General features: G+C 67.9%; 37 protein-coding genes and 1 other RNA gene. 26 read left to right on the forward strand and 12 right to left on the reverse strand.

All coding sequences use genetic code 11. The features are described from left to right. Positions 1-2 precede the first annotated feature (2 nt). From Q0588_RS14555 to Q0588_RS14570, 4 genes are all read left to right on the forward strand, one after another. On the forward strand, positions 3-800 hold the full coding sequence (locus tag Q0588_RS14555; protein ID WP_298747613.1) for a type I restriction enzyme HsdR N-terminal domain-containing protein: 798 nt from the start codon (positions 3-5) through the stop codon (positions 798-800). Positions 801-821: 21 nt separating this feature from the next. Then, positions 822-1337 carry a dihydrofolate reductase gene (locus Q0588_RS14560; protein WP_298747616.1) on the forward strand — a complete coding sequence of 172 codons (516 nt, stop codon included), beginning with the start codon at positions 822-824 and terminating at the stop codon, positions 1335-1337. 2 nt (positions 1338-1339) lie between these two features. Next, a complete protein-coding gene (locus Q0588_RS14565) occupies positions 1340-1660 on the forward strand; it encodes a YbjQ family protein (protein WP_298747681.1) in 321 nt (106 codons plus the stop codon). Positions 1661-1735: 75 nt separating this feature from the next. Further along, positions 1736-2248 carry a hypothetical protein gene (locus Q0588_RS14570; RefSeq protein WP_298747620.1) on the forward strand — a complete coding sequence of 171 codons (513 nt, stop codon included), beginning with the start codon at positions 1736-1738 and terminating at the stop codon, positions 2246-2248. A gap of 1 nt (position 2249) precedes the next feature. Here Q0588_RS14570 and Q0588_RS14575 read toward each other — a convergent pair whose 3' ends face one another. Then, entirely contained in the window at positions 2250-3326 is a 1077-nt protein-coding gene (locus tag Q0588_RS14575; RefSeq protein WP_298747623.1) for an Mrp/NBP35 family ATP-binding protein, read from the reverse strand. A gap of 219 nt (positions 3327-3545) precedes the next feature. On the opposite strand from Q0588_RS14575, the gene miaA reads away from it, so the two are divergent. Together miaA and Q0588_RS14585 are read left to right on the forward strand one after the other, a co-directional pair. Then, positions 3546-4439 (forward strand): tRNA (adenosine(37)-N6)-dimethylallyltransferase MiaA, encoded by an 894-nt coding sequence (gene miaA / locus Q0588_RS14580; protein WP_298747626.1) that lies wholly within the window; start codon positions 3546-3548, stop codon positions 4437-4439. 59 nt (positions 4440-4498) lie between these two features. After that, complete coding sequence (locus Q0588_RS14585) at positions 4499-4993, forward strand: nuclear transport factor 2 family protein (RefSeq protein ID WP_298747629.1); 495 nt, start codon at positions 4499-4501, stop codon at positions 4991-4993. Here the strand turns inward: Q0588_RS14585 and copD are convergent. Together copD and copC are read right to left on the reverse strand one after the other, a co-directional pair. Further along, positions 4990-5901, reverse strand: a complete 912-nt coding sequence (copD, locus tag Q0588_RS14590; protein WP_298747633.1) for a copper homeostasis membrane protein CopD — start codon at positions 5899-5901, stop codon at positions 4990-4992. The genes Q0588_RS14585 and copD overlap by 4 nt on opposite strands. A gap of 1 nt (position 5902) precedes the next feature. Then, a complete protein-coding gene (gene copC, locus Q0588_RS14595; protein ID WP_298747635.1) occupies positions 5903-6262 on the reverse strand; it encodes a copper homeostasis periplasmic binding protein CopC in 360 nt (119 codons plus the stop codon). Between the two features lie 84 nt (positions 6263-6346). On the opposite strand from copC, the gene ssrA reads away from it, so the two are divergent. The 3 genes from ssrA to Q0588_RS14610 all read left to right on the forward strand — a co-directional run bounded on the left by ssrA (position 6347) and on the right by Q0588_RS14610 (position 7735). Continuing rightward, positions 6347-6709: a transfer-messenger RNA gene (gene ssrA / locus Q0588_RS14600) on the forward strand. A gap of 80 nt (positions 6710-6789) precedes the next feature. After that, entirely contained in the window at positions 6790-7272 is a 483-nt protein-coding gene (locus tag Q0588_RS14605; RefSeq protein ID WP_298747638.1) for a ClpXP protease specificity-enhancing factor SspB, read from the forward strand. A 34-nt stretch (positions 7273-7306) separates the two neighbouring features. Then, positions 7307-7735, forward strand: coding sequence for a GFA family protein (locus Q0588_RS14610; RefSeq protein ID WP_298747641.1), 429 nt, complete (start codon positions 7307-7309; stop codon positions 7733-7735). A gap of 5 nt (positions 7736-7740) precedes the next feature. On the opposite strand, the gene Q0588_RS14615 is transcribed toward Q0588_RS14610, so the two are convergent. The 4 genes from Q0588_RS14615 to Q0588_RS14630 all read right to left on the reverse strand — a co-directional run bounded on the left by Q0588_RS14615 (position 7741) and on the right by Q0588_RS14630 (position 9015). After that, complete coding sequence (locus tag Q0588_RS14615) at positions 7741-8094, reverse strand: RusA family crossover junction endodeoxyribonuclease (protein ID WP_298747644.1); 354 nt, start codon at positions 8092-8094, stop codon at positions 7741-7743. Continuing rightward, positions 8091-8516: a type II toxin-antitoxin system VapC family toxin gene (locus tag Q0588_RS14620; protein WP_298747647.1), complete on the reverse strand. Its 426-nt coding sequence runs from the start codon at positions 8514-8516 to the stop codon at positions 8091-8093. The genes Q0588_RS14615 and Q0588_RS14620 overlap by 4 nt, the downstream gene beginning before the upstream one ends. After that, a complete protein-coding gene (locus Q0588_RS14625) occupies positions 8513-8770 on the reverse strand; it encodes a type II toxin-antitoxin system prevent-host-death family antitoxin (RefSeq protein WP_298747649.1) in 258 nt (85 codons plus the stop codon). The genes Q0588_RS14620 and Q0588_RS14625 overlap by 4 nt, the downstream gene beginning before the upstream one ends. A 77-nt stretch (positions 8771-8847) precedes the next feature. Then, positions 8848-9015 carry a hypothetical protein gene (locus Q0588_RS14630; RefSeq protein WP_298747651.1) on the reverse strand — a complete coding sequence of 56 codons (168 nt, stop codon included), beginning with the start codon at positions 9013-9015 and terminating at the stop codon, positions 8848-8850. A gap of 156 nt (positions 9016-9171) precedes the next feature. Between Q0588_RS14630 and fumC the strand changes: the two genes are divergently transcribed. From fumC to Q0588_RS14645, 3 genes are read left to right on the forward strand one after another with little or no spacing between them, the layout of a single operon-like run. Further along, a complete protein-coding gene (fumC, locus tag Q0588_RS14635; protein WP_298747653.1) occupies positions 9172-10563 on the forward strand; it encodes a class II fumarate hydratase in 1392 nt (463 codons plus the stop codon). A 56-nt stretch (positions 10564-10619) separates the two neighbouring features. Further along, a complete protein-coding gene (locus tag Q0588_RS14640; RefSeq protein WP_298747655.1) occupies positions 10620-10877 on the forward strand; it encodes a type II toxin-antitoxin system CcdA family antitoxin in 258 nt (85 codons plus the stop codon). Then, entirely contained in the window at positions 10877-11188 is a 312-nt protein-coding gene (locus Q0588_RS14645; protein WP_298747657.1) for a CcdB family protein, read from the forward strand. Before Q0588_RS14640 ends, Q0588_RS14645 begins: the two co-directional genes overlap by 1 nt. Positions 11189-11191: 3 nt before the next feature. Here the strand turns inward: Q0588_RS14645 and Q0588_RS14650 are convergent, their stop codons facing one another. Both Q0588_RS14650 and Q0588_RS14655 read right to left on the reverse strand, forming a co-directional pair. Further along, positions 11192-11593, reverse strand: coding sequence for a YccF domain-containing protein (locus Q0588_RS14650; RefSeq protein WP_298747659.1), 402 nt, complete (start codon positions 11591-11593; stop codon positions 11192-11194). A gap of 139 nt (positions 11594-11732) precedes the next feature. Continuing rightward, positions 11733-11969, reverse strand: a complete 237-nt coding sequence (locus Q0588_RS14655; RefSeq protein WP_298747661.1) for a DUF2171 domain-containing protein — start codon at positions 11967-11969, stop codon at positions 11733-11735. Between the two features lie 71 nt (positions 11970-12040). On the opposite strand from Q0588_RS14655, the gene Q0588_RS14660 reads away from it, so the two are divergent. After that, on the forward strand, positions 12041-12217 hold the full coding sequence (locus Q0588_RS14660) for a DUF4169 family protein (RefSeq protein ID WP_298747663.1): 177 nt from the start codon (positions 12041-12043) through the stop codon (positions 12215-12217). 1 nt (position 12218) lies between these two features. Next, positions 12219-12386, forward strand: a complete 168-nt coding sequence (locus tag Q0588_RS14665; RefSeq protein ID WP_298747664.1) for a hypothetical protein — start codon at positions 12219-12221, stop codon at positions 12384-12386. Here Q0588_RS14665 and Q0588_RS14670 read toward each other — a convergent pair. After that, a complete protein-coding gene (locus Q0588_RS14670) occupies positions 12383-13324 on the reverse strand; it encodes an EamA family transporter (RefSeq protein WP_298747665.1) in 942 nt (313 codons plus the stop codon). The genes Q0588_RS14665 and Q0588_RS14670 overlap by 4 nt on opposite strands. Before the next feature lie 179 nt (positions 13325-13503). Here Q0588_RS14670 and Q0588_RS14675 point away from each other — a divergent pair, with 179 nt between their 5' ends. Genes Q0588_RS14675 through Q0588_RS14690 form a run of 4 tightly spaced genes read left to right on the forward strand, consistent with a single transcriptional unit; the run spans position 13504 to position 16058 of the window. Further along, complete coding sequence (locus tag Q0588_RS14675) at positions 13504-14571, forward strand: 3-oxoacyl-[acyl-carrier-protein] synthase III C-terminal domain-containing protein (protein ID WP_298747666.1); 1068 nt, start codon at positions 13504-13506, stop codon at positions 14569-14571. After that, the gene (locus Q0588_RS14680; protein WP_298747667.1) at positions 14571-15062 is read left to right on the forward strand and encodes an isoprenylcysteine carboxylmethyltransferase family protein; all 492 of its coding nucleotides are present in this window, start codon (positions 14571-14573) and stop codon (positions 15060-15062) included. The genes Q0588_RS14675 and Q0588_RS14680 overlap by 1 nt, the downstream gene beginning before the upstream one ends. Continuing rightward, positions 15062-15298 (forward strand): ribbon-helix-helix domain-containing protein, encoded by a 237-nt coding sequence (locus Q0588_RS14685; protein ID WP_298747682.1) that lies wholly within the window; start codon positions 15062-15064, stop codon positions 15296-15298. Before Q0588_RS14680 ends, Q0588_RS14685 begins: the two co-directional genes overlap by 1 nt. A 43-nt stretch (positions 15299-15341) precedes the next feature. Beyond that, the gene (locus tag Q0588_RS14690) at positions 15342-16058 is read left to right on the forward strand and encodes an SIMPL domain-containing protein (protein ID WP_298747668.1); all 717 of its coding nucleotides are present in this window, start codon (positions 15342-15344) and stop codon (positions 16056-16058) included. Between the two features lie 4 nt (positions 16059-16062). Here the strand turns inward: Q0588_RS14690 and Q0588_RS14695 are convergent, their stop codons facing one another. Next, complete coding sequence (locus Q0588_RS14695) at positions 16063-16389, reverse strand: hypothetical protein (protein WP_298747669.1); 327 nt, start codon at positions 16387-16389, stop codon at positions 16063-16065. Between the two features lie 2 nt (positions 16390-16391). Further along, a complete protein-coding gene (locus Q0588_RS14700; protein ID WP_298747670.1) occupies positions 16392-16592 on the reverse strand; it encodes a hypothetical protein in 201 nt (66 codons plus the stop codon). 124 nt (positions 16593-16716) lie between these two features. On the opposite strand from Q0588_RS14700, the gene Q0588_RS14705 reads away from it, so the two are divergent. From Q0588_RS14705 to Q0588_RS14740, 8 genes are all read left to right on the forward strand, one after another. After that, on the forward strand, positions 16717-19041 hold the full coding sequence (locus Q0588_RS14705; RefSeq protein ID WP_298747671.1) for an ATP-dependent helicase: 2325 nt from the start codon (positions 16717-16719) through the stop codon (positions 19039-19041). 125 nt (positions 19042-19166) lie between these two features. Further along, complete coding sequence (locus tag Q0588_RS14710; protein WP_298747672.1) at positions 19167-19673, forward strand: hypothetical protein; 507 nt, start codon at positions 19167-19169, stop codon at positions 19671-19673. Continuing rightward, the gene (locus Q0588_RS14715; protein WP_298747673.1) at positions 19670-19948 is read left to right on the forward strand and encodes a type II toxin-antitoxin system RelE/ParE family toxin; all 279 of its coding nucleotides are present in this window, start codon (positions 19670-19672) and stop codon (positions 19946-19948) included. The genes Q0588_RS14710 and Q0588_RS14715 overlap by 4 nt, the downstream gene beginning before the upstream one ends. Before the next feature lie 64 nt (positions 19949-20012). Continuing rightward, entirely contained in the window at positions 20013-21377 is a 1365-nt protein-coding gene (locus tag Q0588_RS14720; protein ID WP_298747674.1) for an O-antigen ligase, read from the forward strand. After that, positions 21343-23388, forward strand: coding sequence for a DNA topoisomerase IV subunit B (locus Q0588_RS14725; RefSeq protein WP_298747675.1), 2046 nt, complete (start codon positions 21343-21345; stop codon positions 23386-23388). Before Q0588_RS14720 ends, Q0588_RS14725 begins: the two co-directional genes overlap by 35 nt. 68 nt (positions 23389-23456) lie before the next feature. Beyond that, positions 23457-25076, forward strand: coding sequence for a hypothetical protein (locus tag Q0588_RS14730; RefSeq protein ID WP_298747676.1), 1620 nt, complete (start codon positions 23457-23459; stop codon positions 25074-25076). Further along, positions 25060-25932, forward strand: coding sequence for a hypothetical protein (locus tag Q0588_RS14735; RefSeq protein ID WP_298747677.1), 873 nt, complete (start codon positions 25060-25062; stop codon positions 25930-25932). The genes Q0588_RS14730 and Q0588_RS14735 overlap by 17 nt, the downstream gene beginning before the upstream one ends. Before the next feature lie 120 nt (positions 25933-26052). Continuing rightward, entirely contained in the window at positions 26053-26436 is a 384-nt protein-coding gene (locus Q0588_RS14740) for a tellurite resistance TerB family protein (protein ID WP_298747678.1), read from the forward strand. Positions 26437-26829 lie beyond the last annotated feature (393 nt).

Consider the following 26829-nt stretch of genomic DNA (forward strand, 5'->3'; position numbering starts at 1 on the left):
GTGTGTCCGGTTTCCTCAACCTTGGGGGAACTATGGCAAAGCTACCGAAAAAATTCACCGACCGCGTCAGGGCGCGTCTCCGGAATTTCCAGACGATAGCTGTGGCACAGCGCTCGCGGGATGTTTCCGAGGCGGACACCGTCACGCTCGTGAAGGACATCCTCGCCGAGGTCTTTGGCTACGACAAATATGCTGAGCTCACGAGTGAGCATCTGATCCGGGGCACCTACTGCGACCTGGCCGTGCAAACTGATGGCGTGGTGCGCTTCCTCATCGAGGTCAAGTCGGCAGGTTCCACACTGAGCGAAGCCCACCTTCGGCAGGCCGTGAACTACGGAGCACACAAGGGGATTGAGTGGATCATTCTGACCAACGCCGTTGAGTGGCGCTTCTTCAAGGTGAAGTTTGCCCAGCCAATCGACTGGGATGAGGTTGTGCGTATCTGTCTGCCTGACATCAATCTTCGCTCTGAAGACGACATGGAGAAACTGTTCCTGCTTGCGCGGGAGGGATTGGCCGCCGATGCGATCAGCGCCTTCCATCAGCAAAGTCAGCTATTCAACCCCTTCACCGTGGCTCAGATCGCCATGTCAGAACCTGTGGTGGCCATCATCCGGCGGGAGCTTCGCAAGGCGTTCCCCGATCTGAAGATCGATGCCGAGACCATTGAGGACATGGTTCGCGCAAATGTCATCAAGCGAGAACTCGTCGACGGCGACAAGGCCAGTGAAGCTAAAGATCTCTTGAGGAAGGCCGCGCAGAAGGTTCAAAGACTGGCGAAAAAGGCGGCTGCTGAGTAGGCTGACGCCGGAGCCGCGCCCATGACCCTTCCCGCCCTCGCCCTCGTCGTCGCCCGGGCCCGCAACGGGGTGATCGGCAGGGACGGCGGCCTGCCGTGGCGGCTGCGCAGCGATCTGCAGCGGTTCAAGGCGGTGACCCTGGGCAAGCCCTGCATCATGGGGCGGCGCACGTGGGAGAGCCTGCCGCTGAAGCCGCTGCCGGGGCGGCTGAACCTGGTGCTGTCGAAGGACGAATCGTTCACGGCCAGGGGGGCGCTGGTCTGCACCACCCTGGACGAGGCGGTGGACATCGCCCGCGAAACGGCGATGGACGACGGCGTCGACGAGATCTGCGTCATCGGCGGGACGGCGCTGTTCGACATGGCCCTGCCGCGGGCGAAGCGGCTGTATCTGACCGAGGTCGAGGCGGAGCCGGAGGGCGACGCGGTGTTCCCGGCGTTCGACGAGGCGGGGTGGAAAGAGGTATCCTCCGAGGCCTTCCCGGCGGGCGAGAAGGACGACCACGATTTCGTCTTCCGGGTGCTGGAGAGGAAATGACCATGCTGATCGTGACCACCAACGACGCGCCGGGCCATCGGATCGTGCGGACCCTGGGGCTGGTGCGGGGCATCACGGTGCGCTCGCGCAACCTCATCTCCGACGCCATCGGCGGGCTGCAGTCGATGCTGGGCGGCCGGGTCGGCGCCTATGTCAAGCTGGCCGAGGCGTCGCGGGCCGAGGCCTATGACGAGCTGGTCTCCCATGCGCAGGCGATGGGGGCGAACGCGGTGATCGCCATGCGCTATGAGGCCAACGAGATCATGGAGGGGGTCACCGAGGTGCTGGCCTATGGCACGGCGGTGGTGATCGAACCGGACTGAGGTCCGTTTCCTTCCGGCGCGGCTTCGTGGCACTGTGGTGACGCGCCCGGACGACCGGGCGGTCGGGGGATTCGGATGGGTGTTTTCAGCTGGCTGACCGGCAGCCGGCCGGCGCCCGCGGGCGTGGCGCGCGAGCCCGTGGCCGCGCTGCGCCGGCGGCTGCTGGGGCTGAGCCGCGACACGGCGCCGTGGATGGTCCGCGACGGCGGGCCCGAGGGCGTCGACCTGGTCGCCGAATGGAAGATCGTCGAGGCCGAATGGTACGAGATCTTCGCCAAGGCCGGCGTCCAGCGGGTGTTCAAGGTGCTGATGAGGTTCGACGAGGCGAATGGCGTGGTGCGGTCGGCGGACCAGGAATGGTCGGTGGAATGGCGCGCCGGCGTCCCGGACCTGACGCTCGCCGCCTCCGGCTTCAAGGGGCAGAAGTGGGAGATGAGCTTCGAGAGCGTCCACGCCTTCCGCGAGGACGGATCCTGGGGCGAGGTCTACAGCTACAAATTCGACACCGGCGAGATCAAGGGGCCGCTCCACAAGGCGGCGGCCGAGGGCGGCTGGGGCTGGAAGGGCGTGGCGTTCGGCAAGCTGTGAGCTAGACGCCGAGGACATCCGCGACGCGGGCGGCGACGACGGCGAAGCGGCGGGCCGCCGCGCCGTCGGGGTCGGAGACGACCAGCGGAACGCCGGCGTCGCCCGCCTCGCGCAGGGCGGCGTCGAGCGGCAGGTCGCCGAGGAAGGGCACGCCGAGGCGTCCGGCCTCGGCCTCGGCGCCGCCCTGTCCGAAGATGTCGCCGGACATGTTCTCGATCAGGCCGAGGGTCGGAACCTCGACCTTGCGGAACAGGGTGTGGGCCCGGCGGGCGTCGGCGAGGGCGACCTCCTGCGGCGTGGAGACGATCACCGCCCCGTCCAGCGGGGTCTTCTGGATCAGGGTCAGCTGGACGTCGCCGGTGCCCGGCGGCAGGTCGACGACCAGCACGTCGAGCGGCCGGTCCGCCGTGCCCCAGCGCGTCTGGGTCAGCATCTGGGTCAGGGCCTGGGAGGCCATCGGACCGCGCCAGACCATGGCGTCGTCGGCCCCGGTCAGCAGGCCGACCGACATCAGCCTGAGGCCGTGGGCGAGGTGCGGCTCCATCAGGCCGTCGCGGTATTCCGGCTTGCCGGAGACGCCGAGCATGGTCGGCAGGGAGGGGCCGTAGACGTCGGCGTCGAGCACTCCGACCGACAGGCCGCGCGCGGCGAGGGCGGCGGCGAGGTTGACGGCGACGGTGGACTTGCCGACCCCGCCCTTGCCCGAGGCGATGGCGAGGACGCGGCGGACATGGGCCGGGCGGTCGGTGGGGACCGGCGCCTTCGCCCGCGTCTGCTCGACGGCCTGGGGCGAGAGGGAGGCGGTGCGGCCGCGCCGGGTCGCGGGGGCCGCCTCGGCGGTGAGGACGACCGAGACGCGGGCCATGCCCGGGATGGCCTTCAGCGCGGCCTCGGCGGCGTCGCGGACCGGGGCGTAGAGGGCGGTGTCGCCGGCCGGGACCTCGATGACGAAGCCGGCGCGGACGCCGTCGGCGGCGACGGTCAGGCCCTGGACGAGGCCGGCGGCGGCCAGACCCCGCCCGCTCTTCGGGTCGATGACGGCGTCGAGGGCGGCGATGACGGTATCGCGGTCGGGCATCGGCGGTTCCGGTTCCCTCTCCCATTGGGAGAGGGCTTGAGCGCACGGCGCCGTCTTTGGCGTCGTTCTTGCGCGAAAGGGTGAGGGGCAGGATGGTTGGTAGTGTAGGCAGCAACCCACGTGACTGACGCAGCGATCGCTAACCGCCCGACGATGAAACCCCTCACCCTTTCGCGCAAGTCCGATCGCTCCGCTCCCGGGCGCTCAAGCCCTCTCCCTATGGGAGAGGGCGCGCTGATCACCCTGCTGGCCGGCCCGACCGCCTCGGGCAAGTCGGCGCTGGCGCTGGAGACGGCGGCGCGGACCGGGGCCGTGATCGTCAACGCCGACAGCCAGCAGCTGTACGCCGACCTGCGGGTGCTCAGCGCCCGGCCGTCGGCGGAGGAGGAGGCGCGGGCCGAGCACCGGCTGTACGGCGTGGCCGACGCCGCCGACGCCTGGTCGGCCGGACGCTGGAGCCGGGCCGTGGCGCCGGTGCTGGAGGACCTCGCGGCGGCGCGGCGGCCGGCGCTGCTGGTCGGCGGAACGGGATTGTATTTCATGGCCCTTACCAAAGGGTTGGCTGATATACCGGATGTTCCGATGGAGGTCCGCGAGGCGGCCGGCGCGCTGTACGACCGGCTCGGCGAAACGGCCTTCCGGTCGCGTCTGGCGCGGCTGGACCCGGCGGCCGCGGCGCGGATCGAGGCCGGCGACCGGCAGCGGCTGACCCGCGCCATGGCGGTGGCGGAGCATACCGGGCGGGCGCTGAGCGACTGGACGGCGGAGACCACGCCGCTGCTGGCGCCGGGCTCATGGACCGGGCGGGTGGTCGAGCCGGACCGGGCGACCCTGTACGCCGCCTGCGACGCGCGGGTGGCGCGGATGGTCGAGGCCGGGGCGCTGGACGAGGTGCGGGGGCTGGTGGCGCGCGGGCTGGATCCCGCCCTGCCGGCGATGAAGGCGGTCGGGGTGCGCGAGTTCGCCGCCCATCTGGCCGGCGAGACCTCGCTGGCGGCGGCGGTCGAGGCGACCCGGCAGGCGACCCGCAACTACGCCAAGCGGCAGCTGACCTGGTTCCGCAACCAGACGCCGGAGTGGGCGCGGCTCGGCGGCGGGGCGGGCCCCGGCTGACGGGCTGACAAGCCGGGCGATCCCGGCCAAGGTGACGCCAGACATCTCCGGAGAATCCCATGTCCGCCACCGCCTTCGCCCTCGCCGCCGTTCTTCTCGCCCTCCCGGCCGGGCCGGGCCTGACCCAGCACGCTCATGACGCCGGGGCGCCCCCCGCCCGGCTCGCGCCGGCGGCCGGCGAGGCGGCGGCGGCGGTCGACGCCTTCCACGCCGCCCTGCGGACGGGCGACCGGGAGGCCGCCCTGGCCCTGCTGGCCGAGGACGCCCTGATCTTCGAGAGCGGCGGCGCGGAGCGGTCGCGGGCCGAATATGCGTCGCACCATCTGGAGTCCGACGCCGCCTTCGCCGCCGCGACCGAAGCCGCCCTGACGCGGCGCTCGGGCGACGCTTCCGGCGACGTGGCCTGGATCACCAGCGAGGGCCGGACGACCGGCGCCTTCAACGGACGGCCGGTGGACCGGCTCACCGCCGAGACCATGCTGCTGCGCCGCCACCCGGACGGCTGGCGCATCCACCACATCCACTGGTCGTCGCGCGCCGCGCCAGCCGCCTAGAACGAGGCGGCGGGCGGGGCCGACAGGCCCATGGCGGCGACGAGGCCGAGAATCGCCAGCCCGAGGGCGAACTCCAGGCCCAGGGTCCGTCTGAGCCGGGCCAGACGGTCCGCGGAGGCGCCCCCGGCCCGCAGGCGCGGCGCGAGGCGGTAGCGATGCAGGGCGGCCAGCGCCAGCATGCCGGCCAGGGCGACCAGCTTGAGCGTCAGCAGCACGCCCCAGGGCGTCGACAGCAGGCCCGGCAGGGCGCGGGGTCCGGCCAGCACCCAGGCGTTGACCAGGCCCGACAGGACCAGCGCCGTCACCGCCACGGTTCCGACGCCCGCGAACCCGACGAGGGCGGCGGCGAGGCCGTCGACCGGCGCCGCCGGACCGCCGCGCCTCCCGGCCAGGGCGACGAAGGCGGCCAGGGCGCCGATCCAGATCAGGGCGGCGACGGCGTGGACGATGTCGGCGGCGAGGTGGGGCCAGCGCCAGACCCCCTCGGTCGCCCCGGCGTGTCCGGTCCAGGCGAAGGAGGCGGCGATCAGCCCGGCGGGCAGGATCAGCCCGGGCCACAGGCGTCCGTCGGGGCGCAGCGCCAGGGTCAGCACGAGGGCGACGAGCGCCAGCGCGGCCCGGACCCCATAGGCGGCGCCGAGGGCGGTCCCGGTGGTCATGAGGCCGAGCGTTTCCGGCTTGAGCGCCTCGGCCATCGAGCCGGCCATGACGGCGGTCTGGGCGACGAAGGCGCCGAGCGTCGACACCAGCAGGACGGCGGCGGCGAGCCGGACCAGGGGTCTTGCCCAGGCGGACGGAACGCCGCCGAGGGCGGCGCGGCCGTAGATCATGAAGGCGGGCAGTCCGAGCACCATGGCCGCCGCGCCGTACTGGATCGCGCGAAGCCCGATCAGCAGGGCCTCGATCATGTCAGCGGACGGTGAAGCCGTAGGATCCCGTCATGCGGTGGCCGTCGCCGGAGGCGATCCGCCAGTTGACGGTCCAGGCGCCCGCCGCCAGGGGCCGGGACAGGCGGCCGGACAGGGTCTTGCCGTCCTCGCTGACGGTGGTGCGCACGGCGGCCTCCCGCCCGGAGGCGTCGACCAGGTCGAAGCCCGAAAAGGCCGGCACCATCCGTTCGCTGAAGGTCAGGGCGACGACCCCGGGCGAGGCGACGACGGCGCCGGCGGCCGGAGTCGAGCGGACCAGGCGGGCGTGCGCGAAAACGGCCGCCGCGGGGGCGGAGACGGCCACGATGACGGCGGCGGCGAGCAGACGGGAAGCGATCATGGCTCTCCTGACAATGTTGGCGGCGGATTGTCCAGCCCTCCGTAAACGCTCGCGGCGGCCGGGACGATCCCGACCGCCGCGGCGCCCCTTGGAAGCCCCGGCCGCATAGCCTATATTGGACACGTCCGGGTTCGCCCGGACTATGGCGATAAACGCGCCTGTAATAAGCGGACCGGACCCGGGTGCGATTCCCGGCGGCTCCACCATTTCCTCCCGTGTATCGGCGGGCGGTGCGGGGCCGACTAGCATCGACGGACGTGTAAAGAGGACTGCCTTCGCCCGTCCTGGCCCACCGTATCGGGCCATTTTCTAACTGCGAACGATAACTTCGCTGGAGAAGTCGCTCTCGCCGCGTAAGCGGTTCGGGTGATTTCGAACACTCAAGTCCCGGGGGTTCAGATCCCCGGGCGGGGCCTGTCGGGAGCCTGGCAACAGAATCCCGGCGCTTTCCCTTAGGTTTACCGTCTCGCCATCTTCCGCCGGCGCCGCCGCACGGCTAAACCCTCGACTGAAACGCCGAGGACCCGATGGCCGACGAGACCCCGCCAGTCGACGAGATGCACTATGAGCAGCTGGCGCAGGACGCCCTGCGCGGCGTCATCCGCTCGGCGCTGGAGCGCGCCGCCCTGCCCGACGGCATTCCGGGGGCGCACCATTTCTACATCACCTTCAAGACCCGGGCGCCGGGCGTCAGCGTGCCGCCGGACGTGATGGCCAAATACCCCGACGAGATGACGGTGGTGCTGCAGCATCAGTACTGGGACCTGAAGGTCGAGGCCGAGCGGTTCTCGGTGATGCTGAAATTCGGCGGCATGCCGAAGGTGCTGTCGATGCCCTATACGGCGGTGACGCGCTTCTACGACCCGTCGGTGCAGTTCCTGCTGCAGTTCGAGACGCCGGCCGTGGCCGAGTCCGTCGCCGGCGAGCCCGAGGCCGGGCCGGACACGCCGCCGCCGGCCGGCGACGACGGTCCGAAGGTGGTTTCGCTGGACCAGTTCCGGAAGAAATAGGCCGGCCGACGGGCCGGGGTTCGGGAGGTGGAGCATGCCCGTCGACGAGGGCGCCCGGGGCTGGACGCCGGCGGCCTGCCACTGCGGGACGGTGCGGCTGCGGGTGCGGCTGGGCGACGGCCTGGCCGGCGCGCGGCGCTGCGACTGTTCGCTGTGCCGGATGCGCGGGGCGGTGGCGGTGACCGCCGGGCTGGACGGGGTCGAGGTGCTGCAGGGGGCGGAGGCGCTGACCGAGTACCGGTTCAACACCGGCGCGGCGCGGCATTTCTTCTGCTCGAAATGCGGCATCTACACCCACCACCGGCGGCGCTCGAACCCGGACGAATACGGGGTCAACGCGGCGTGCCTGGAAGGGGTGAGCCCGTTCGACTTCGCCGAGGTCCTGGTCAACGACGGGGTGAACCATCCGAGCGACGGCGGCGGCGGGGTGGTCGGGGTGTTGCGGTACGAGCGGCTGAAATAGCCTGCTCAGGTCCGCGGAAACACCCGGATGGTGATCCGCTCGCGCTCGCCCTCGAAGCGTTCGACCAGCAGGCGGGCGACCTGGGCGTCGTCGTGGAACAGATGGCCCTTGACGGCGTCGAGCAGGGCCTTGGCGAGGTTGTCGAGGTCGATGTGCGGCGGCTCGCCGACATGCTCCATGCGGATCTCGACGACGAAATCGCCCCAGGAGGGGCGCGAGGCCCACTGCTTGCGCATGAATTCATAGACCAGCGGCTTGTAGTATTTGGCCTGGGTGGTCAGGCCGTCGATGGCGATCTCGACGGTGTCGCCGGTTTCGCGCAGGCGGACCTTGCCGACGCCGATCCAGCCGTCGGTCATGCGAAGGGGGAATGGACGGTGAGGCCGGCGGCGATAGCGGCGACCGCCAGCTTTCGGTCGAGGGTGGCCAGAACGCCTTGGGTCCGGTCAGCCATCTCCAAGTATCCGGCGTCATAGAATGACAGCGTATGAACGTCCGCGACGCGCCCTATCGCGCCCAAGCATTCCGCATCCCCCGGCGGCGCCAGACCGATCTCCAGCTCTTCAAGGGCGGCCAGCGCTTCATCCGAACTGAGCTGTGAAAGTCCAGAAGCCCGACGTCTGGTCCGAAGGATGTTGCCGACCTCCCAGACCAGCAGGTCGGTCGATGTCAGTTCCCTGTCCGCCAAGTCCCGCAAGGTGCGCGCAACGAACGCGGAATGCGTCTCTTCCAGCAAATGAGCCGCAACGAACGAAGCGTCGAGGACCACCCGATCGCTCATCGCCGACCCTCGTCGCGAGCCGCGATCAGTTCCTCGTGGGTGAACGGACGCCCGGTTTCGGCGAGAATGCGGTTCCGCAATTCAGCGGCGCGATCCAGCGCGTCCAGACGGCGCTTGACCCGCGCCTCATCCGAATAGGGGACCAGCTTCGCCACCGCCTTGCCGTGCTTGAGCACGACGGTCTCCTCGCCGCGCTCGGCGGCCTCGACCAGTTCGGAGAAGCGGTTGCGCGCTTCGAAGACGCCCAGTTCCATGACGGTTCTCTAGCCAGAGTTCTGGCTAGAGTAACACGAAGCTCCTGACATCAGCAACTCACGCCGCCCGTCAGGGCTTAAGGCGCGCCCATACAACGATTGGGCATGTCGCCAGAGAAGCTCATCGTTCGGATTTCAACCTCATTGTCGAGGTCGTCGCCACCGAGGAACGCGCGTCGCCAGACCGGCGCCTGCCCGAGATCGATCTCGACGACAATTTCACCGGCTGAGGTCTGGATGCTCACACGAGGATGTTCGGAGGCGTCGCCGCAAGCTGACGTCGCGAGGATAGGCAAGGCGGCGGTCGCCGTAGATGATAGTCCCCCCGAGACCGCACGCCCGAAAGCCGGTATCAAGACTCGCCTGGCACCCCGCCGCCGTAACTGAAACAGCGCCGTTCCATGACCAAGACCCGCACCGAAACCGACACCTTCGGCCCGATCGAGGTCGCCTCGGATCGCTACTGGGGGGCGCAGGCGCAGCGGTCGCTGGGGAATTTCAAGATCGGCTGGGAGAAACAGCCGCTGCCGATCGTGCGGGCGCTGGGCGTCGTCAAACGGGCCGCGGCCGAGACCAATATGGCGCTGGGCAGGCTGGACCCGGCGATCGGCGAAACCATCGTCAAGGCGGCCGACGAGGTCATCGAGGGCCGGCTGGACGACCATTTCCCCCTGGTGGTGTGGCAGACCGGCTCGGGCACCCAGTCGAACATGAACGCCAATGAGGTGATCTCGAACCGGGCCATCGAAATGCTGGGCGGCCAGATGGGGTCGAAGACGCCGGTCCACCCCAACGACCATGTCAATATGAGCCAGTCGTCGAACGACACCTATCCGACGGCCATGCATGTCGCCTGCGCCGAACAGGTGGTGAAGACGCTGATCCCGGCCCTGAAGCATCTGCATGGGGCGCTGGACGCCAAGGCCAGGGCCTGGGCCCACATCATCAAGATCGGCCGCACCCACACCCAGGACGCCACCCCGCTGACCCTGGGCCAGGAGTTCGGCGGCTATGCCCAGCAGGTCGCCAACGGCATCGAGCGGATCGAACAGACCCTGCCGAAGCTGATGGAGCTGGCCCAGGGCGGGACGGCCGTCGGCACGGGGCTGAACGCGCCGGTCGGCTTCGCGGAGATGGTGGCGGACAAGATCGCGGCCATCACCGGCCTGCCCTTCACCACGGCGCCGAACAAGTTCGAGGCCCTGGCGGCGCACGACGCCATGGTGTTCAGCCACGGGGCGATCAACACCGTCGCCGCCTCGCTGTTCAAGATCGCCAACGACATCCGCTTCCTCGGCTCGGGGCCGCGGTCGGGGCTGGGCGAGCTGGCCCTGCCGGAGAACGAGCCGGGCAGCTCGATCATGCCGGGCAAGGTCAATCCGACCCAGGTCGAGGCGCTGACGCAGGTGTGCGTGCAGGTGTTCGGCAACCATGCGGCGGTGACCTTCGCCGGCTCCCAGGGCCATTTCGAGCTCAATGTGTTCAACCCGGTGATGGCCTACAACTTCCTGCAGTCGGCAAGGCTGATGGCCGACGCGGCGGTGTCCTTCACCGACAACTGCGTGGCCGGGATCGAGCCGCGCGAGGACAACATCAGGCGCGGGCTGGAGAACAGCCTGATGCTGGTGACGGCGCTCAACGGCAAGCTGGGCTATGATTTGTGCGCGAAGATCGCCAAGACGGCGCACCGGAACGGCACGACCCTGCGCCAGGAAGCCGTCGGCGGCGGCTATCTGACCGACGCGGAGTTCGACGAATGGGTGCGGCCCGAGAAGATGATCTCGCCGGGCTGACGGGCGCCTACTTCGGGTTGGTGGCGGCCGTTTCAGTTCAGGTGTAGGCTGCCTTGATGAGCAAGGCCGAACTGAAGATCGAGATCGATCCCGCCATGGTCGCTGAGGCCGAGCGGCTGGGTGTTGACCTGACGACGGCAGGGCTGGCCGGAGTCGAACTGGCGCTGGCGCGGCGGCGGAACGCCCTGAAGTCAGACGCGGAACGCGCCGCAGACGCTCGCGCCTGGGCTGAGGAAAACGCCGAGGCGCTCAAGGCCTACAATGAGCGGATCGCGCGCGACGGCGTCTTCGGCGAGGACTTCCGGACCTGGTGATGCGTCAGTTCGACGTGTTCCCGAATCCGTCGCCTCGCTCCCGGGCCGCCGCACCCTTCATCGTCCTGATGCAATCCCATTTTGTGGATGAGATGCCGTCGGCGCTGATCGCGCCGTTGATCCGTGAGCCTCGAAGCGGCGACTTCACGCGCGTCTCTGTCTCCGTAAAGCTGAACGATGAGGACCTGCACCTCTCGCTGGCGGAAATGGCCCCGATCGCGAGGTCCGACTTGAAGCGGTCCGCCGGCGATCTCAAGCCGTACGAAGACGACATCCGTCGCGCCCTCGACCGCCTGTTCACCGGCTTCTGAATTTCAATCCTTGTCGCGGATCGTCCGGCCGATGGGGGCCAGGGCCAGTTTGGCCAGTTCGAGGTCCTTGAGGGCGAACGGGATGCCGATAATGGTGATGAACTCCGCCACCGCGATCAGCAGGTGCGTCAGGGCGATGTACCAGCCGGCGAAGAGGAACCAGATGACGTTGAGCCCGACGCCGAGACAGCCCGTGCCCAGGTCCTCGCGGCCGGTGAAGTCGTCCCGCCACACCACTTCGCGGCCGAATGGCCAGAACGAATAGCTGGCGATCCGCCAGGCGGCGAAGGTCCACGGCAGGCCGACCACGGTCAGGGCCAGGACGCCGCCGCCGAACAGCCAGAGCAGGCCGGACAGCCAGCCTCCGAACACGAACCAGAGCAGGTTGAGGATCAGACGGATCACAGGCGGCGTCCCCGGGGCGCGCCGCGGTCCGGCGCATCCCCCGGATATGCGGAACAGCAGGCCTGTGACAGCGGCGCCTTCGTGAATTCGCGGTAAGCCGTGCCTTGAGCTTGCCCTCGCCGCCCCGACGTGCCTGCCGTCAGTGCGGCTTTTCGATCCAGCGCGCCCTGGCCTCGTCCTTCGTGACGTTGAGGTGAACGTGGGCGTCGACGTGGGCGATCCAGCTGACCGGGATCAGATGGTGTTTGAAGCCCGAACCCAGGTCCAGCCTGGCCAGTTCGATATGGTCGCCGCGGACGTGGTCGACGCGGCCGACGTGGCCGCCGTCGGAGCCGACGACTTCAAGGCTTTCGCGGAGCAGGGAGAGGTCTACCATGGGCGGCTCCTGACGAACGGATCGTCCGGAAAACCCCTCGGCCGGGCGGCCGGTTGCATGATGGAGGCGTCATGGGCGAGATCGTCAACCTGAACCGGGCGCGCAAGGCGCGGGCCAGGGCCGAAAAGGCGGCCGCCGCCATCGTCGGCCGGGCCGCCCATGGCCGGTCCGGGGCCGAGCGGGCCAAGGCGAAACAGGAGCGGACCCGCGCCGACCGGCTGCTGGACGGCTCGAAGCTGGAGGACTGAGATGGGCGAGATGCCGCGCAACCGCCACGGCCTGATCCCTATGCTGGTGGCCATCCGGGTCACCGCCGAACGCCGGCGACGCGAGGCCGAGGCGAAAACGCCCGGCGAGGCTGAGGGCGAAAAGCCGGCAGCGGCGAAGAAGAAAAGGAAGCGTGGCTGGTTCGGCTAGACCGCGGAGACCTTGGGGGCGCGGATCAGCAGCACCTGCCCGGCCAGCACCAGGGCGAGGCCCGCCAGCGCCGCCCAGCCGAACCGGGCGTTCTCGAACAGCACCGAGACCCCCATGGCGATCGGCGGGGTCAGGGCCGAGATGTAGCTGGCCAGGGCATAGCCGTGGCTGCGCGCGACGGTGAAATAGACCACGAAGGCGATCACCGAGCCGAACACCGACAGATAGAGCAGCGAGCCGAGGTAGGTGACGCCGGGCTCGATCGACCATTCGACGCCGGTGGCCAGTCCGTAGAGCGCCAGCAGCCCCGCGCCGTACGCCATGGCCCAGGCGGTCGAGGGGATGACGGCGGAGCCCGCCTTCTGGCCGCGCCAGGCGAAATAGTTGCCGAAGGCGGCGGCGACCACCGCGGTGAAGGCGAAGCCGACGCCGGCGGCGCTGGCCCCGTCGAGACCGGCTTCGAGGATTTCCGAACCCGACAGCACCGCCACGCCGACCACGCCGAGCGCGGCTCCCCCCCATGCAAGGACGGCGGCGCGCTGCCCGGCGGCGATCCGGAACAGGATCAGGTTGAGCAGGGCCAGCGAGGCGAAGATCACCGCCACCACGGCCGAGGCGATCCGGCCCTCGGCGGCGTAGGTGAAGCTGTAGCTGATCGAGAAGGCGAACACCCCCTGCCCCGCCGCGGCGAGGTGCTGGTTGAGGGTCAGCTTCAGCGAGCGGCCGGTCAGCAGGCAGCCGGCGAACAGCAGGACCGCGGCCAGGCCGAAGCGCCAGACGATTGAGGCCAGCGGCGCCACCTGGCCGAGCTGAAGGGTGATCGCATACCAGGTCGTGCCCCAGATCATGGCGCAGATCAGCACCCCGCCGATGCCCAGCAGGGTGGTCCGCGACAGGGGCGGACGGGCGACGGGCGGAACGGAAACGGGGGAGGTCACCCACGCCCAGTGGCGGATGCCGTCAGACGGGGCAAGCGGGGTTTTCGTCGATGTCGGCGGAAATCAGGGTCATGGCGGCGTCCGGGAGGATGGCGCAGTGTAGCGAATGATCCGTCCGTCTGGAACGGCCCTGCGTAGCTTTGGTTAACAGCGATAATCTCCCGGAAAGCCACGCCCTGATGCCTCCTCCCCCTCTTCCGGCCCCGGTTCCGCGGCTGCAGTCCCTCGCCCTGGCCTGGCCGAAGCACGTGCTACGGCAGGAGGACGTGGCGGCCAATGGCGCGGAGATGTTCGCCACCACCCACGGCGGCTTCGAGCGGCTGGCGCCGATCTATCGCAACGCCCTGATCGAGACGCGGCATTCCTGCGTGCCGATCGAGTGGTATCTGAAGCCGCACAGCTTCTCCGAACGCAACGACCTGTTCCTGGCCAGCGCCGTGCCGCTGCTGGCCGAGGCCGCAGGCAAGGCGCTGGATCAGGCCGGGCTGGCGGCCGGCGACATCGACGCCATAGTGGTGGTCTGCACGACCGGCATCGCCACCCCGGGGCTGGACGCGCGGCTGATGCAGGTGATGCCATTCCGGCCCGATGTTCGACGGGCCCCGATCTTCGGCCTGGGCTGCGCCGGCGGCGTGGTGGGACTGGCGCGAGCCGCCGACATCGCCCGGGCGCACCCCGATGAGCGGGTTCTGCTGCTGGTGGTCGAGCTGTGCGCCCTCACCTTCCGGGCCCAGGACCGCTCCAAGAGCAATCTCGTCGCCACCGCCCTGTTCGGCGACGGCGCGGCGGCGGCGGTGATCTCATGCCGACCGGACGCATCGGGGCCGATGCTGGGCGCGAGCCGCGAACACACCTGGCCCGACAGTCTGGACGTGATGGGCTGGGAGGTCGCCGACGACGGGCTGAAGGTCGTGTTCAGCCGTGACATCCCGAGTTTGGTTCGGGACGATTTCCGGCCGGTCGCCACGGACTTCCTGGCCGCCCAGGGCATGACGGCGGCGGATGTGGGCGGATTCGTCTGCCATCCGGGCGGGGCCAAGGTGATCGAGGCCCTCGAAGCCTGTTTCGAACTGGCCGAGGGAGCCTTGACCCACACCCGCGCGGTGCTGCGCGACCATGGAAACATGAGCGCGGCGACCGTGCTGTTCGTCCTCAGGGCCGTGCTCGACGACGGCGGCAAGGGCCCGCTGCTGCTGACGACCCTGGGGCCGGGGTTCACCGCCGCCCTGATGCTGGTCCACGCCTGATGTGGGTCTGGGCGGTGCTGATCGCCGTCGCGGTCCAGCGGCTGTGGGAGGTGCGGCTGGCCGACCGGAACACCCGGCGGCTGCGGGCCGAGGGCGCGGTCGAGGTTGGGGCCGGCCACTATCCGCTGTTCATCCTGCTGCACGCCAGCTGGCTGGCGGCGATCGCCATCGTGACGCCCTGGACCATGGTCCCCAACCTCTGGTGGCTGGCCCTGTACGTCGGGCTGCAGTTCGGCCGGCTGTGGGTCATCGCCAGCCTGGGACGGTTCTGGACCACAAGGATCATCACCCTGCCCTCGGCGCCTCTGATCCGGCGCGGACCGTACCGGTTTCTGCGCCATCCAAACTATGTGGTGGCGTCGCTGGAGATCGCGGTGCTGCCCCTGGCGTTCGGCCAGGTCTGGATCGCTCTGGTCTGGAGCGTAGCCAATGCGCTACTCGTCGGCTGGCGCATCCGGGTTGAGGACCGGGCTCTGAACGGGCGGCGATGATGTTGAAGAAGCGCTCCGTCTCCCTGTCCGGCCACGCCACCTCGGTGGCTCTGGAGGCCGAATTCTGGGCTGTTCTGGACGCCGTCGCGGCGGATCTGGCCCTGACCCACGCCGGACTGATGAAGCGGATCGACGAGCGGCGCGGCCGCACGCCGCTGGCCTCGGCCTGCCGGCTGCTGGCCCTGGCCTGGACCGGCGGCGACCGCTCGTTCGCCGAACAGGAGTCGTCCGATTGACAGCGGCCAAGGTTGGCGCATCCTCCGTTCCGGAGAGCGCATCATGGCCGACAACAGACTGATCCCCGCCGCCGTCGCAGGCGGATTGCTGGCCGTGGGCCTGATCGGGGCGGGCGCCCTGGTCGGCCAGGGCGTGGTCAACGCCCGGGTGGGCGACCGCTCGGTGACCGTGCGCGGCCTGGCCGAGCGCGACGTACAGGCGGACCTCGCGGTGCTGCCGCTGCGCTTCACCGCCTCCGGCGAGGTGCTGTCCGAGGTGCAGGCGCGGATCGACGCCGACCTGGCCGTCGTGCGGCGCTTCCTGGCCGCCCAGGGCTATCCCGCCGACGCCGTGACCCTGGGCCGGCTGGAGGTGGCCGACAGACGGTCCCGGGAATACGCCCAGCAGGACGGCGGGCCGCGCTTCATCCTGGCCCAGACGGTGGTGGTGCGGACCACCGACGTGGCCCGGGTGCAGGCGACGACGCGGGCCCTGAACGACCTGGTCCGCCAGGGCGTGGTGCTGCAGGACTTCAGCGGCCCGTCCTACATCTTCACCGGGCTCAACGAGGTGCGCCCGGCCATGATCGCCCAGGCCACGGCCTCGGCGCGCTCGGGGGCCGCGCAGTTCGCCAAGGACTCGGGCGCGCCGCTGGGGCCGATCCGGCAGGCCAACCAGGGATCGTTCGAAATCCTGCCCCGCGAGGGCTATGGCGACGCCAGCCAGTCCCCGGACCAGAGGGTCCGGGTGGTGACGACGATCAGCTACCGCCTCAGATAGCTCCTCAGCCGGCCGGCGCCGGGGTCGGATCCGGCGCCGTCGGCGGCGCGATCGGCGGCGCCTCCGGCAGATCGGGCAGTTTGGGCGCCGGCAGCGAAGGCGCCTCCGGCAGGTCGATGTCGAGATCGACTTTGGTGTCCGTGGCGCGGTTCAGCCCGCCGCTCGAAAAGATCACGATGGCGATGATGATCAGCACCACCAGCAGGCCGCCGACCAGGAAGCCGATCCAGCCGGAGCCGCCGCCGTCGCTCGTCGAGGGGTTGTTGATGGTGGTGTGATGGACCACCTCGGGCCGGTCGTCGCGGGGCGGGGGAATATTCGGATCGGTCATGATCAGCCCTCCGTTCCCGGAACCGCCGGGGCCGAGACTTCCGGCACGTCGACATCGACGTCGATCTGCCGGGTCTCCGGCGCGCCGCCGCGGACGAAGACGAACCAGGCGATCACCGCCAGCACGACCACGACCGCGCCGACGATGAAGGCGAGGCCGGTGTTGCCGCTCCCGCCGCCGGTGTTGTTGATGTTGTCAGCCATGGGCGTCCCTTCCCTTTTGAACCCTGGTGTCGGCAACCGGAACGACGGTCAGACTTGACGGTTCCCTGGTCGTTCGCGCGACGCGGGCGCTGACATCGGGCGTCGTGCCCCTTATGTTCTCCCGATGAGTCCGCCTGAAGCCCCCGCCCCCCGCATCTCCGACCTCGCCCGGGCCCGCCCGCCGGGGCCGGGGCCCGACTATCTGGCCGGGCTGAACGCCGAACAGCGCGAGGCGGTGGAGACGGTGGACGGGCCGGTGCTGGTGCTGGCCGGGGCCGGAACGGGCAAGACGCGGGTGCTGACCACGCGGCTGGCGCACATCCTGGCGACGGGCCGGGCGCGGCCGTGGGAGCTGCTGGCCGTCACCTTCACCAACAAGGCGGCGCGCGAGATGCGCGAGCGGACCGCCCAGCTGATCGGACCGTCGGCCGAGGGGCTGCGCTGGCTGGGGACGTTTCACAGCGTGGCGGCCCAGATCCTGAGGCGGCATGCGGAGCTGGTCGGGCTGAAGTCGAGCTTCACCATTCTGGACACGGACGATCAGGAACGTGTGGCCCGGCAGGTGCTGGAGGCGGCGGGCCTCGACATCAAACGGTGGACCCCCAAGTCGCTGTCAGGCCTGATCGACCACTGGAAAAACCGCGGCTGGACGCCGGACAAGCTGCCGTCGAGCGAGGATTTCGCCAACGGCAAGGGGCAGGCCCTGTACGCCGCCTACCAGGCGCGGCTGGTCAGCCTGAACGCCTGCGACTTCGGCGACCTGTTGCTGCACAACCTGACCATCCTGTCGAAACACGCGGATATCGCCGGGGAATACCGGCGGCGATTCCGCTACATCCTGGTCGACGAATACCAGGACACCAATGTGGCCCAGTATCTGTGGCTGCGGCTGCTGACCGCCTCGACCGGCAACGTCTGCTGCGTCGGCGACGACGACCAGTCGATCTATGGCTGGCGCGGGGCCGAGGTCGACAACATCCTGCGCTTCGAGCGCGACTTCCCCGGCGCAAGGGTGATCCGGCTGGAGCGCAACTACCGCTCGACGCAGCACATCCTCGGGGCGGCCTCGGGCCTGATCGCGGCCAACAGGGGGCGGTTGGGCAAGACGCTGTGGACCGAGGATCTGAGCGGCGACAAGGTGCGGGTGCGCGGCGTCTGGGACGGCGAGGCCGAGGCCCGGCTGATCGCCGACGAGATCGAGACGGCCCGGCGCCAGGGCATGGCCTACAAGGACATGGCCGTGCTGGTGCGGGCCTCGTTCCAGATGCGGGCCTTCGAGGAGCGGTTCGTCCTGCTGGCCGTGCCCTATGTCGTCATCGGCGGGCCGCGCTTCTTCGAACGGGCCGAGGTCCGCGACGCCCACGCCTATCTGCGGCTGATCCTGTCCGAGGACGACGACCTGGCCTTCGAGCGGATCGTCAACACGCCCAAGCGCGGCATCGGGGATGCGTCGGTGCAGAAGGTGCTGCAGATCGCGCGGCTGTCGGGCGTCTCGGCGATGGCGGCGGCGCGCGACCTGATCGTCTCGGACGAGCTGCAGGCGCGGACACGGACGGCGCTGTCCAATTTCGTCCGCGACATCGATCGCTGGCGGACCTTCGCCCGGACCACCACCCACTGGGAGCTGACCGAGACTGTGCTGGAGGAGAGCGGCTACACCGACATGCAGAAGGCCGACCGGGCCACCGGCCAGACGCGGCTGGACAACCTCAAGGAGCTGACCCGGTCGATGCAGTCGTTCGAGACCCTGCCGGCCTATCTGGAGCACGTGTCGCTGGTCATGGACCTCGACCGGGGCGGCTCCGACGATGCGGTGCAGATCATGACCCTGCACGGGGCCAAGGGGCTGGAGTTCCCGCTGGTCTTCCTGCCCGGCTGGGAGGAAGGCGTCTTCCCCAGCCAGCGCAGCATCGACGAGAAGGGCGAGAAGGGTCTCGAGGAGGAGCGCCGCCTCGCCTATGTCGGCGTCACCCGGGCCAAGTCGGACGCGCGCATTTCGTTCGCGGCCAACCGGCTGGTCTACGGCCGCTGGACCGCGCAGCTGCCGAGCCGGTTCGTCGACGAACTGCCGATCGACCATGTGGAGGCGCAGAGCGACACCGGCTACTACGGCGTCACCCCCGGCATGAAGGAGGCCAGGAGCCGCTGGGACGAGATGCCCACGTTTGGGGCGGGCTATTCCTCGCCCGGCTGGAAGCGGGCGCAGTCGTTCACGGCGGGGCGGTCACCGGCGGCGCGGCCGGCGCGGCATGCGCTGATCGAGGGGGACGGACGGCTGGTGGCCACCGCGGACCCGCAGGCGGGCGGGAACTGGTCGAAGGGCGAACGGGTGTTCCACCAGAAGTTCGGCTACGGCGCGGTGCGGGCGATCGAGGGCAACAAGCTGCTGATCGACTTCGAAAAGGCGGGCGAGAAGAAGGTGATCGACACGTTCGTGGAGAAGGCGTGATGCGGGGCGGCCAATGGTCGAGAAAGTCCGGGTATCTCTGGCCGTGTCGGAGAAAATCGAGTTCGAACACAATCCCGGATTGTATATGCTAGCTCCCCTGCTGACGCTGTGCGACACTGCCGGCCATGGCGACCTTCACCCTCAGGCTGGACGAATACACGCTTCAGAAGCTGACCGAGGCCGCGCGGAAGGCGGAGGTCACGCCCGAGCGCATGGCCGCGCTGACGCTGGAGGCGTGGATACTCGCCGACGATGGGCTGGACCGCGGGCCTGTTGGTGTCGGTGAGCCCGCACGTGCCTGGACGGGCGTGACGAAGGATGGCGGCCCCGGTCAGCGCACGACGCCGGAGGACCATGAAGGACCCTTCGTCGATCTGGACGTGGCGCTGGACGCACTCAGCGCCGCAAGGATCACGGCGCGGGCGAAGATGATGGGCGTTACTCCGGAGGAACTCGCGACCCTCGCGTTGGATAGCCAGTTCTTCGACTACGACGACTTCGAATGGCCGGAGGGCGGCGACCCCCGCACGGCGGTCGCCGAACCGATCATCGAGGAAGAGCTTCGGGACTGGGAGGACGTGCGGCCGGAACTCGAAGCCTATCTCGAGGAGAAGCTGAAGGCGCGCCGTTGAGGGTTCGTCTCACCAGCCGGGCGAACCTCGACATCCGCCTGCAGATCGACTGGCTGACAGAGCGGTCACCCCGCTCAGCCGAGAGGGCTGCTCGCGCAATTTTCGACACGATCGGACGGCTCAAAAGCTATCCGCTGTCGGGTCGTGTGATCGCCAGCGGTGAGCGCGAGGCGCAGGTGCGGTTCGGCCAGTCTGGTTTTGTCGTGCGATATGAGGCACGGCGGAACGAGGTGGTCGTCGTCCGCATCTTCCACGGGGCCCAGGATCGCGCCTGAGCAAGCCTTGCCGCCCCTGGCCGAATGCGATCTGTCCGCCCGCCCCAACCCTTCGTTAAGCCCGTTGGCCGACCCTGCGACGGTGCCCGGGTTCCGTCCAGCCGACGTCCTGATCGAAACCCCTCCCAGCCTGTGGGAGCGGGCGATCTGCGTCGTCATCATCGCCATGCTGACCGGGGCGCTGATCGGGCCGGTGTTCGCGCCGCTGCAGGAAGAGACGCCGGTGCTGCGGCTGGTGTGGCTGCCGGCCTATGCGGCCATCGCGGGGCTGCTGATCTACCGGATCGACCGGCTGTGGCGGGCGTGGCCGGCGATGCTGGCGATCGTCGCGCTGGTCGGGCTGGCCTTCGCCTCGCGCTACTGGTCGATCGATTTCGTCACCACCATGCGCCGGGTCCTCGCCCTGGCCATGAGCTGCGGCTTCGCCCTCTATCTCGGCGCGGTGTTCCGGGGGCCGCACCTGCCGCGGCTGCTGATGCACGCAACGCTGCTGATGGCCGTGGGCAGCCTCGTCATGGTCTTCGCCTTCCCCTCGATCGGGGTGCACCAGTACGACAACGCCGGCCTGTGGCGCGGGCTCTGGTACGAGAAGAACCAGATGGGGGCGGTGATGGTGATCGGGGCCACGGCCTCGGCCGCCTGCCTCGCCTCGCCCGACCCGCGGCGGTGGCTGCCGGCCATCGCCCTGGCGCTGTCGGCGATGCTGGTGCTGGCGACCCAGTCGAAGACCTCGCTGCTGTGCCTGGTTCTGGGCCTGGCCTTCGTCGGCGGCTTCTGGACCCTGCGGCGCGGCGGCGCGGCCTTCAGCGTGGTTGCGGCATGGGCCGCCGTGGTGCTGGCCGGGGTCGGGGTGTGGGTGTGGCAGTCGCATTCGGTGGCGCTGCTGGAGGCGCTGGGCAAGGACCCGTCGCTGACCGGACGCACCGACATCTGGGACGCCCTGATGCGCAAGGTCGCCGACCGGCCGTGGACCGGCTACGGCTACGGCGCCTTCTGGGGCCGCGAGGGCGAGTCCGCCCCCGCCGACTGGGTGCGCAAGGAGACCCAGTGGCCGGTGCCCAACGCCCACAACGGCTGGATCGACCTGCTGGTCCAGCTGGGCTGGCCGGGCGCGATCCTCGTGGGAGCCCTGATGGCGGTGACGACCATGATCACCCTGTTCAGGTCGATGGGCCAGGGCGTGCGCGAGGGCTGGTGGGCGCTCGGCTTCCTCGCCGCCTTCTTCGTGCTGAGCCTGTCGGAGTCGATCCTGCTGGCCCACCAGGGGCTGCCGTGGGTGCTGTTCATGGCCGTGATGACCCGGGCGGTCCTGCCGGCGCCGGCGCCCGCCCCGCTTGTGGAGAAGCGCCGCCGGGCCTACCAGACCGGCTCCCGAATCGCAGCACAGTACCGGCATGGGTCCCAACGCCGCGCCTTCCCTGTTCGATGACATCCCCGAGCCGCCAGGCCCGGCGCCGGCGCCCGCGCCGCCGGCCACGCCCGAGCCGGCCCTGACCCCCCAGGCGGCGGCGACCGGCTATTCGGCCTCGTCGATCGAGGTGCTGGAGGGACTGGAGCCGGTCCGCAAGCGGCCCGGCATGTACATCGGCGGCACCGACGAGCGGGCCCTGCACCATCTGTTCGCCGAAGTGCTCGACAACGCCATGGACGAGGCGGTGGCCAAGCACGCCAGGCTGATCACCGTCGAGCTCGACGCCGACGGCTGGCTGTCGGTGCGCGACGACGGCCGCGGCATCCCGGTCGACCCGCACCCCAAACACCCCGGCAAGTCGGCGCTGGAGGTGGTGATGACGGTGCTGCACTCGGGCGGCAAATTCTCGGGCACGGCCTATGAGACCTCCGGCGGCCTGCACGGCGTCGGCGTCTCGGTGGTCAACGCCCTGAGCGAAAAGCTGGAGGTCACCGTCTGGCGCGACGGCTTCGAATGGAAGCAGGCCTTCAGCCGCGGCCTGCCCCTGGGGTCGATCGTTCAAGGGCCGGCCTCGAAGAAGAAGGGCACCTTGATCCGGTTCAGGCCGGACGAGGAAATCTTCGGCGTCGGCGCCGCCTTCAAGCCGGCGCGGCTGTTCCGCATGGCCCGCTCCAAGGCCTATCTGTTCCGCGGCGTCGAGATCCGCTGGACCTGCGCCCAGGAGCGGATCACCGACCACACCCCGGCCGAGGCGGTGTTCCACTTCCCCAACGGCCTGGCCGACGCCCTGTCGGAGCGGATCGGCGACATCGAGACCGTGACCCCGGCCTTCGCCGGTCGCGTCGAGCGCAAGGGCGAGGCGGGCGCGGTCGAATGGGCCGTGACCTGGTCGCCGATCGGCTTCGGCGAGGCCGACGGCTTCGTCTCGTCCTACTGCAACACCGTCTCGACGCCGGACGGCGGCACGCATGAGGCCGGGTTCCGGGCGGCGCTGGTCAAGGGGCTGAAGGCCTATGGCGAACTGGTCAACGAGAAGCGCGCCGGCCTGATCACCGCCGAGGACGTCATCGCCAACGCCGGGGCGCTGATCAGCGTCTTCGTGCGCAATCCGGAGTTCCAGGGCCAGACCAAGGACCGGCTGTCCTCGCCCGACGCCCAGCGGCTGGTCGAGCAACTGATGCGCGATCCGCTGGATCACTGGCTGACCGAGAGCCCGAAACAGGCCAATGCGCTGCTGGGCTTCGTCATCGAGCGGGCCGAGGACCGCCTGCGCCGGCGCAAGGACAAGGAGGTCCAGCGGGCCGCCGCCACCCGCAAGCTGCGCCTGCCGGGCAAGCTGTCGGACTGTTCGCGCCAGACCGCCGAGGGCACCGAACTGTTCATCGTCGAGGGCGATTCGGCCGGCGGCTCGGCCAAACAGGCGCGCGACCGCACCACCCAGGCCATCCTGCCCCTGCGCGGCAAGATACTGAACGTGGCCTCGGCCACGGCCGACAAGCTGCGCCAGAACATCGAACTGTCCGACCTGGCCCTGGCCCTGGGGGTGCAGCCGGGCAGCCGCTTCAATATCGAGGACCTGCGCTACGAGCGCATCGTCATCATGACCGACGCCGACGTCGACGGGGCCCATATCGCGGCCCTGCTGATCACCTACTTCTACCGGTCGATGCCCGAGACCATCCGCCAGGGCCGGCTGTTCATGGCCCTGCCGCCGCTCTACCGGATCAGCGCCGGCCCGCTGTCGGAATACGCCCGCGACGACGCCCACCGCGACGAGCTGCTGGCCACGGTGTTCAAGGGCAGGAAGGTCGAGATCGGCCGCTTCAAGGGTCTGGGCGAGATGATGGCCTCCCAGCTCAAGGAGACCACCATGGACCCGAGGAAGCGGACCCTGGCGCGGGTCACGGTGCCGGAGTCGGAGGATGAGATCGAGGATCTGGTCGAGCGGCTGATGGGCAAGAAGGCCGAGGCCCGGTTCCAGTTCATCCAGGACAATGCCCGGTTCGTGGTGGATGAGCTGGACGTGTGATCGGATCACATTGTTCGCCTAGTTGCGTTTTCTCGCGCCTCGCGCGAGAGTGTGATCGGGAGGCGCACATGTCCAAAGAACCCAAAGGTCCGGAACCTGTCGGTCAGATGGAGGACGACCACACTTGGTCCAAGACAATCTGGATTCCTCGGATAAGCGAAAGCGACATCATCCTTACGCCAGACGAGAAGGGGCTCACCAAAGAGCTTGCGATCGAAAAACGCGCGATCGACGACGGCAACCAAAACCTGCCTCGACAGAACGACGAGGTGCAGAATGAAACACAGATTCAGATTTGCACCAAAGTCTTCAAAGGCGTTTTGCTACTCAATCAGTTCCTTTCCCAACAGCTTGATGCAGCCGTACAGGAAGCTCGCACGCGACGCATCTCCCTTGAAGGCGTTGAGCAGGTCAAGGAATCGATTTCGCGAGCGGTAGACAAGGTGTTCGATGTAAGTCGGTCCGACCTGAACGAGCTTCGATTCGAAGAACTATCTACGGATCGTGATCTGCGGGCTTTTCGACGACGTAACCGCTTGGTTAGTGCAGCGCATTACAAGGACTCACTTGAACTGACGATAGCGATTCTGCTTGCCATGTTTATAGGCGAATCGATCTTGAACGGCACCTTGTTGGCCGAAGTCATGGCTGGCGGATGGCTGGCCGGCGCGACACTTGCCGGACTTATCAGTGCTATCAACATTCTGCTTGGCGTTGCCGCCGGGCTTTGGGGGTGGCGCTATTTGGGACACAGGAACACAACGCAAAAGGTGTTTGGCGGAGCCGTGACCGCCATCTGTCATGTCGCTGCGGTGATATGGAACTTTCTGATAGCGCACTTTCGGGAGGCGGCCGAACTGCTGAGCGCGCGAGAAGGCCCCTTTCCCGAGTTCAGCGAACTCAGCCAGGCTACGTTTGATCATCTCGCGGCAGTTGGACCGTTCGGCATGGCCTCCATCCAAGCCTGGGCTCTGCTGATCTTGGGACTGGCGATCCATTTCTACGCCGCCAAGGAGGGTTGGGACGATATCGCCGACCGCTACCCCGACTACAAGCGCCATGATGTTAAGGCCAAGGGTGCGGCTAGGGCCTTCGACGACCTGCTCGAAGCCGTCCGAAACGAAGCTCGCGACGCGGTCGAAGGCATCGAGCAGGCCGCCAAGGACAATGCCCGGCGGGCGCGACTGGCGCACACGTCGATCCTGGAATTGATTGATCTCGCCAAACAGCGGCGGCAGGAAATCCTCGACGGCGAAGACGAGTGGGTGGTGGCTGGAAATCGTTTGCTCAAACTTTATCGCGATGAGAACGTCGCTGTTCGCGACAAGAACACAGCGCCCTCCTACTTTGCGAATTTCTACAGTGCGGCAGATTACCGTGTAGGAAATTTTGATGCTGGTCTTCGACGCTCAACCGATGTCGAAGCTCAAGACACCTTGGTGAACCGCTATTTCACAGATCTGGAGGCGCTCGAAGACCAAACGAAGAAGATTGCAGGCGATGCGGAAGCCCTTGTCGAGACGGTCCATAGGTGCGCCGCCGCTCGCATACGCAACCTGAAGGCCCGGCTCAAAACTGAAGCCGATGCCGCGACAATCGATGCGCTGGATCGTCTGAATGACGACGGAGTGAGACTTTCACCCGGTCAGCGCCCGCTTGATGAGGATTCAGATGAAGCCTTCGCGTAAAGTAGCCGGCCGGGGTCCGATGCGCGGGCCGGACAAGAAGCGAGCGGATTCGAAAAAGGCGCGCATCATCTTCGGTGTATCCGCTGCCTTCATGGTCCTGTTTGGCGTCGTGGCGGTTATGGCTAGGCAGCCGGATACGGACCCCCTCACCGGTTGTCCGACCGGCGATCGAGCGCCCGAGGCGCATACCGTCATTCTGATAGACGAAACCGATCAGTTGTCGGCTGCCGACGTGAGGTTCGGTCGAGACCTGATCATGACCGAGTATCGCTGGCTTCCCTTAGGAGGGCGGATGACGGTGAGGAACATCTTGGCCGATCCGACGGAAGCCGAGGACATTTCCTTCTGCCGCATGGCGACCGAATCGAGGACTGGCGGAGTTCTCGACAACGACAAAGCGATCAAGAGTCAGTTCGACCGGGTCGCCGGTCGCAAGCTCTCCGAGTTGTTCGCAAATCTGGCGGAGGCGCCCGTCCAGACCAAGTCCCCGATCATGGAATCTGTCGCTTCGACGATGGATCGATCGGACTTTGGTTCGAATGTCGATCATCGACGATTGGTTATTTATTCCGATATGGCCCAGCACAGCGACCTCTATTCCAACTACAGCTCGCACGGCCGTCGTAACTCGGGTCCCTCAGAGGAAGCGTTGGAAGAACTGTCTCGAGATATGTCGGATGTGGATGTCCGGCTCCAATACATTCGGCGGCGCTCGCTTGCTCGCATTCAAGGCTCCGGACACAAGGAATTCTGGAAGAACTATTTCACCAGCATGGATGCGAACGTCGCCATAGGTCACGATTTGCTATTGGGCGAGCCCGAGGATCGAGAAACCTGGGTGGCCGGTTCAGGTTAGTAGACATGTAACTTAAACATTCGCCGGCACATCACAGTTGAGAGGCTGAACGCAATGAACCTATTCGCGGGGCTGAGAGGCCGAGGAGCCCAGACTGTTCTGGACATCCCGTCGGCCGTCATGACACTGATCGTGGCTGCGATGCTGGCGGATGGCCGTGTTGAGGAGGAAGAGGTTCTTCAGATCGAAGCCATATGCGCGACCAGTCCGATTTTCGACCGCAACTCTAGCAGCGAGAATGAACGGCTCATCACTCAAACTACCCGGATGATCGAAGACCAGGGGATCGAAAAGTCGTGTCGGGCAGCGGCTGCAATTTTGTCTCCCGCTCTTCGTGAAACCGCATTCGTTTATGCCGCCAAGATGATCTTTAGCGACGGCTATGTAGGAAAAGCCGAGCGCGATGTGATCGACAGCTTGATCCAGTGGCTCGAGATACAGCCTGATAGAGCGCGTACATTGGTAGACGTGGTTTCTGTAATGCAGCATCCCGTGAACGCATAGACAAAATTGGTAGAGTTATCGATCCGAACGGATACTAGACATGAAACTCCATCCTCACCCAAGACTATCAGCCAAAGTAGTTGAACTTCTTGTTTCCGAGGATCCCACGGAGAGCGGCTGGGGAAGATGCCTTTCATGCAAGTGTAAAGGCTTCACTACCACCGGAAAGAGGAACGATATCTGCAACACATGCAGTCATCACTACTCGAGACATTTATAGCTATCTGTGGCATTCTCGACCCTTCAGGGACAAACCGACACTGCCCCCTAGCGACCGACAACGGCCGTGGCGTGATCCCGTCGAGGTCCAGCATCGTCATCCGGTCGTATTCGCATTCCGGCATGTAGCGGCTGTCGGGATCGTCAGTGCTCGGCCCACTGGCCGCGCGGCTC

The sequence above is a fragment of the uncultured Brevundimonas sp. genome (genome assembly GCF_937870815.1).
GTDB lineage: Bacteria > Pseudomonadota > Alphaproteobacteria > Caulobacterales > Caulobacteraceae > Brevundimonas.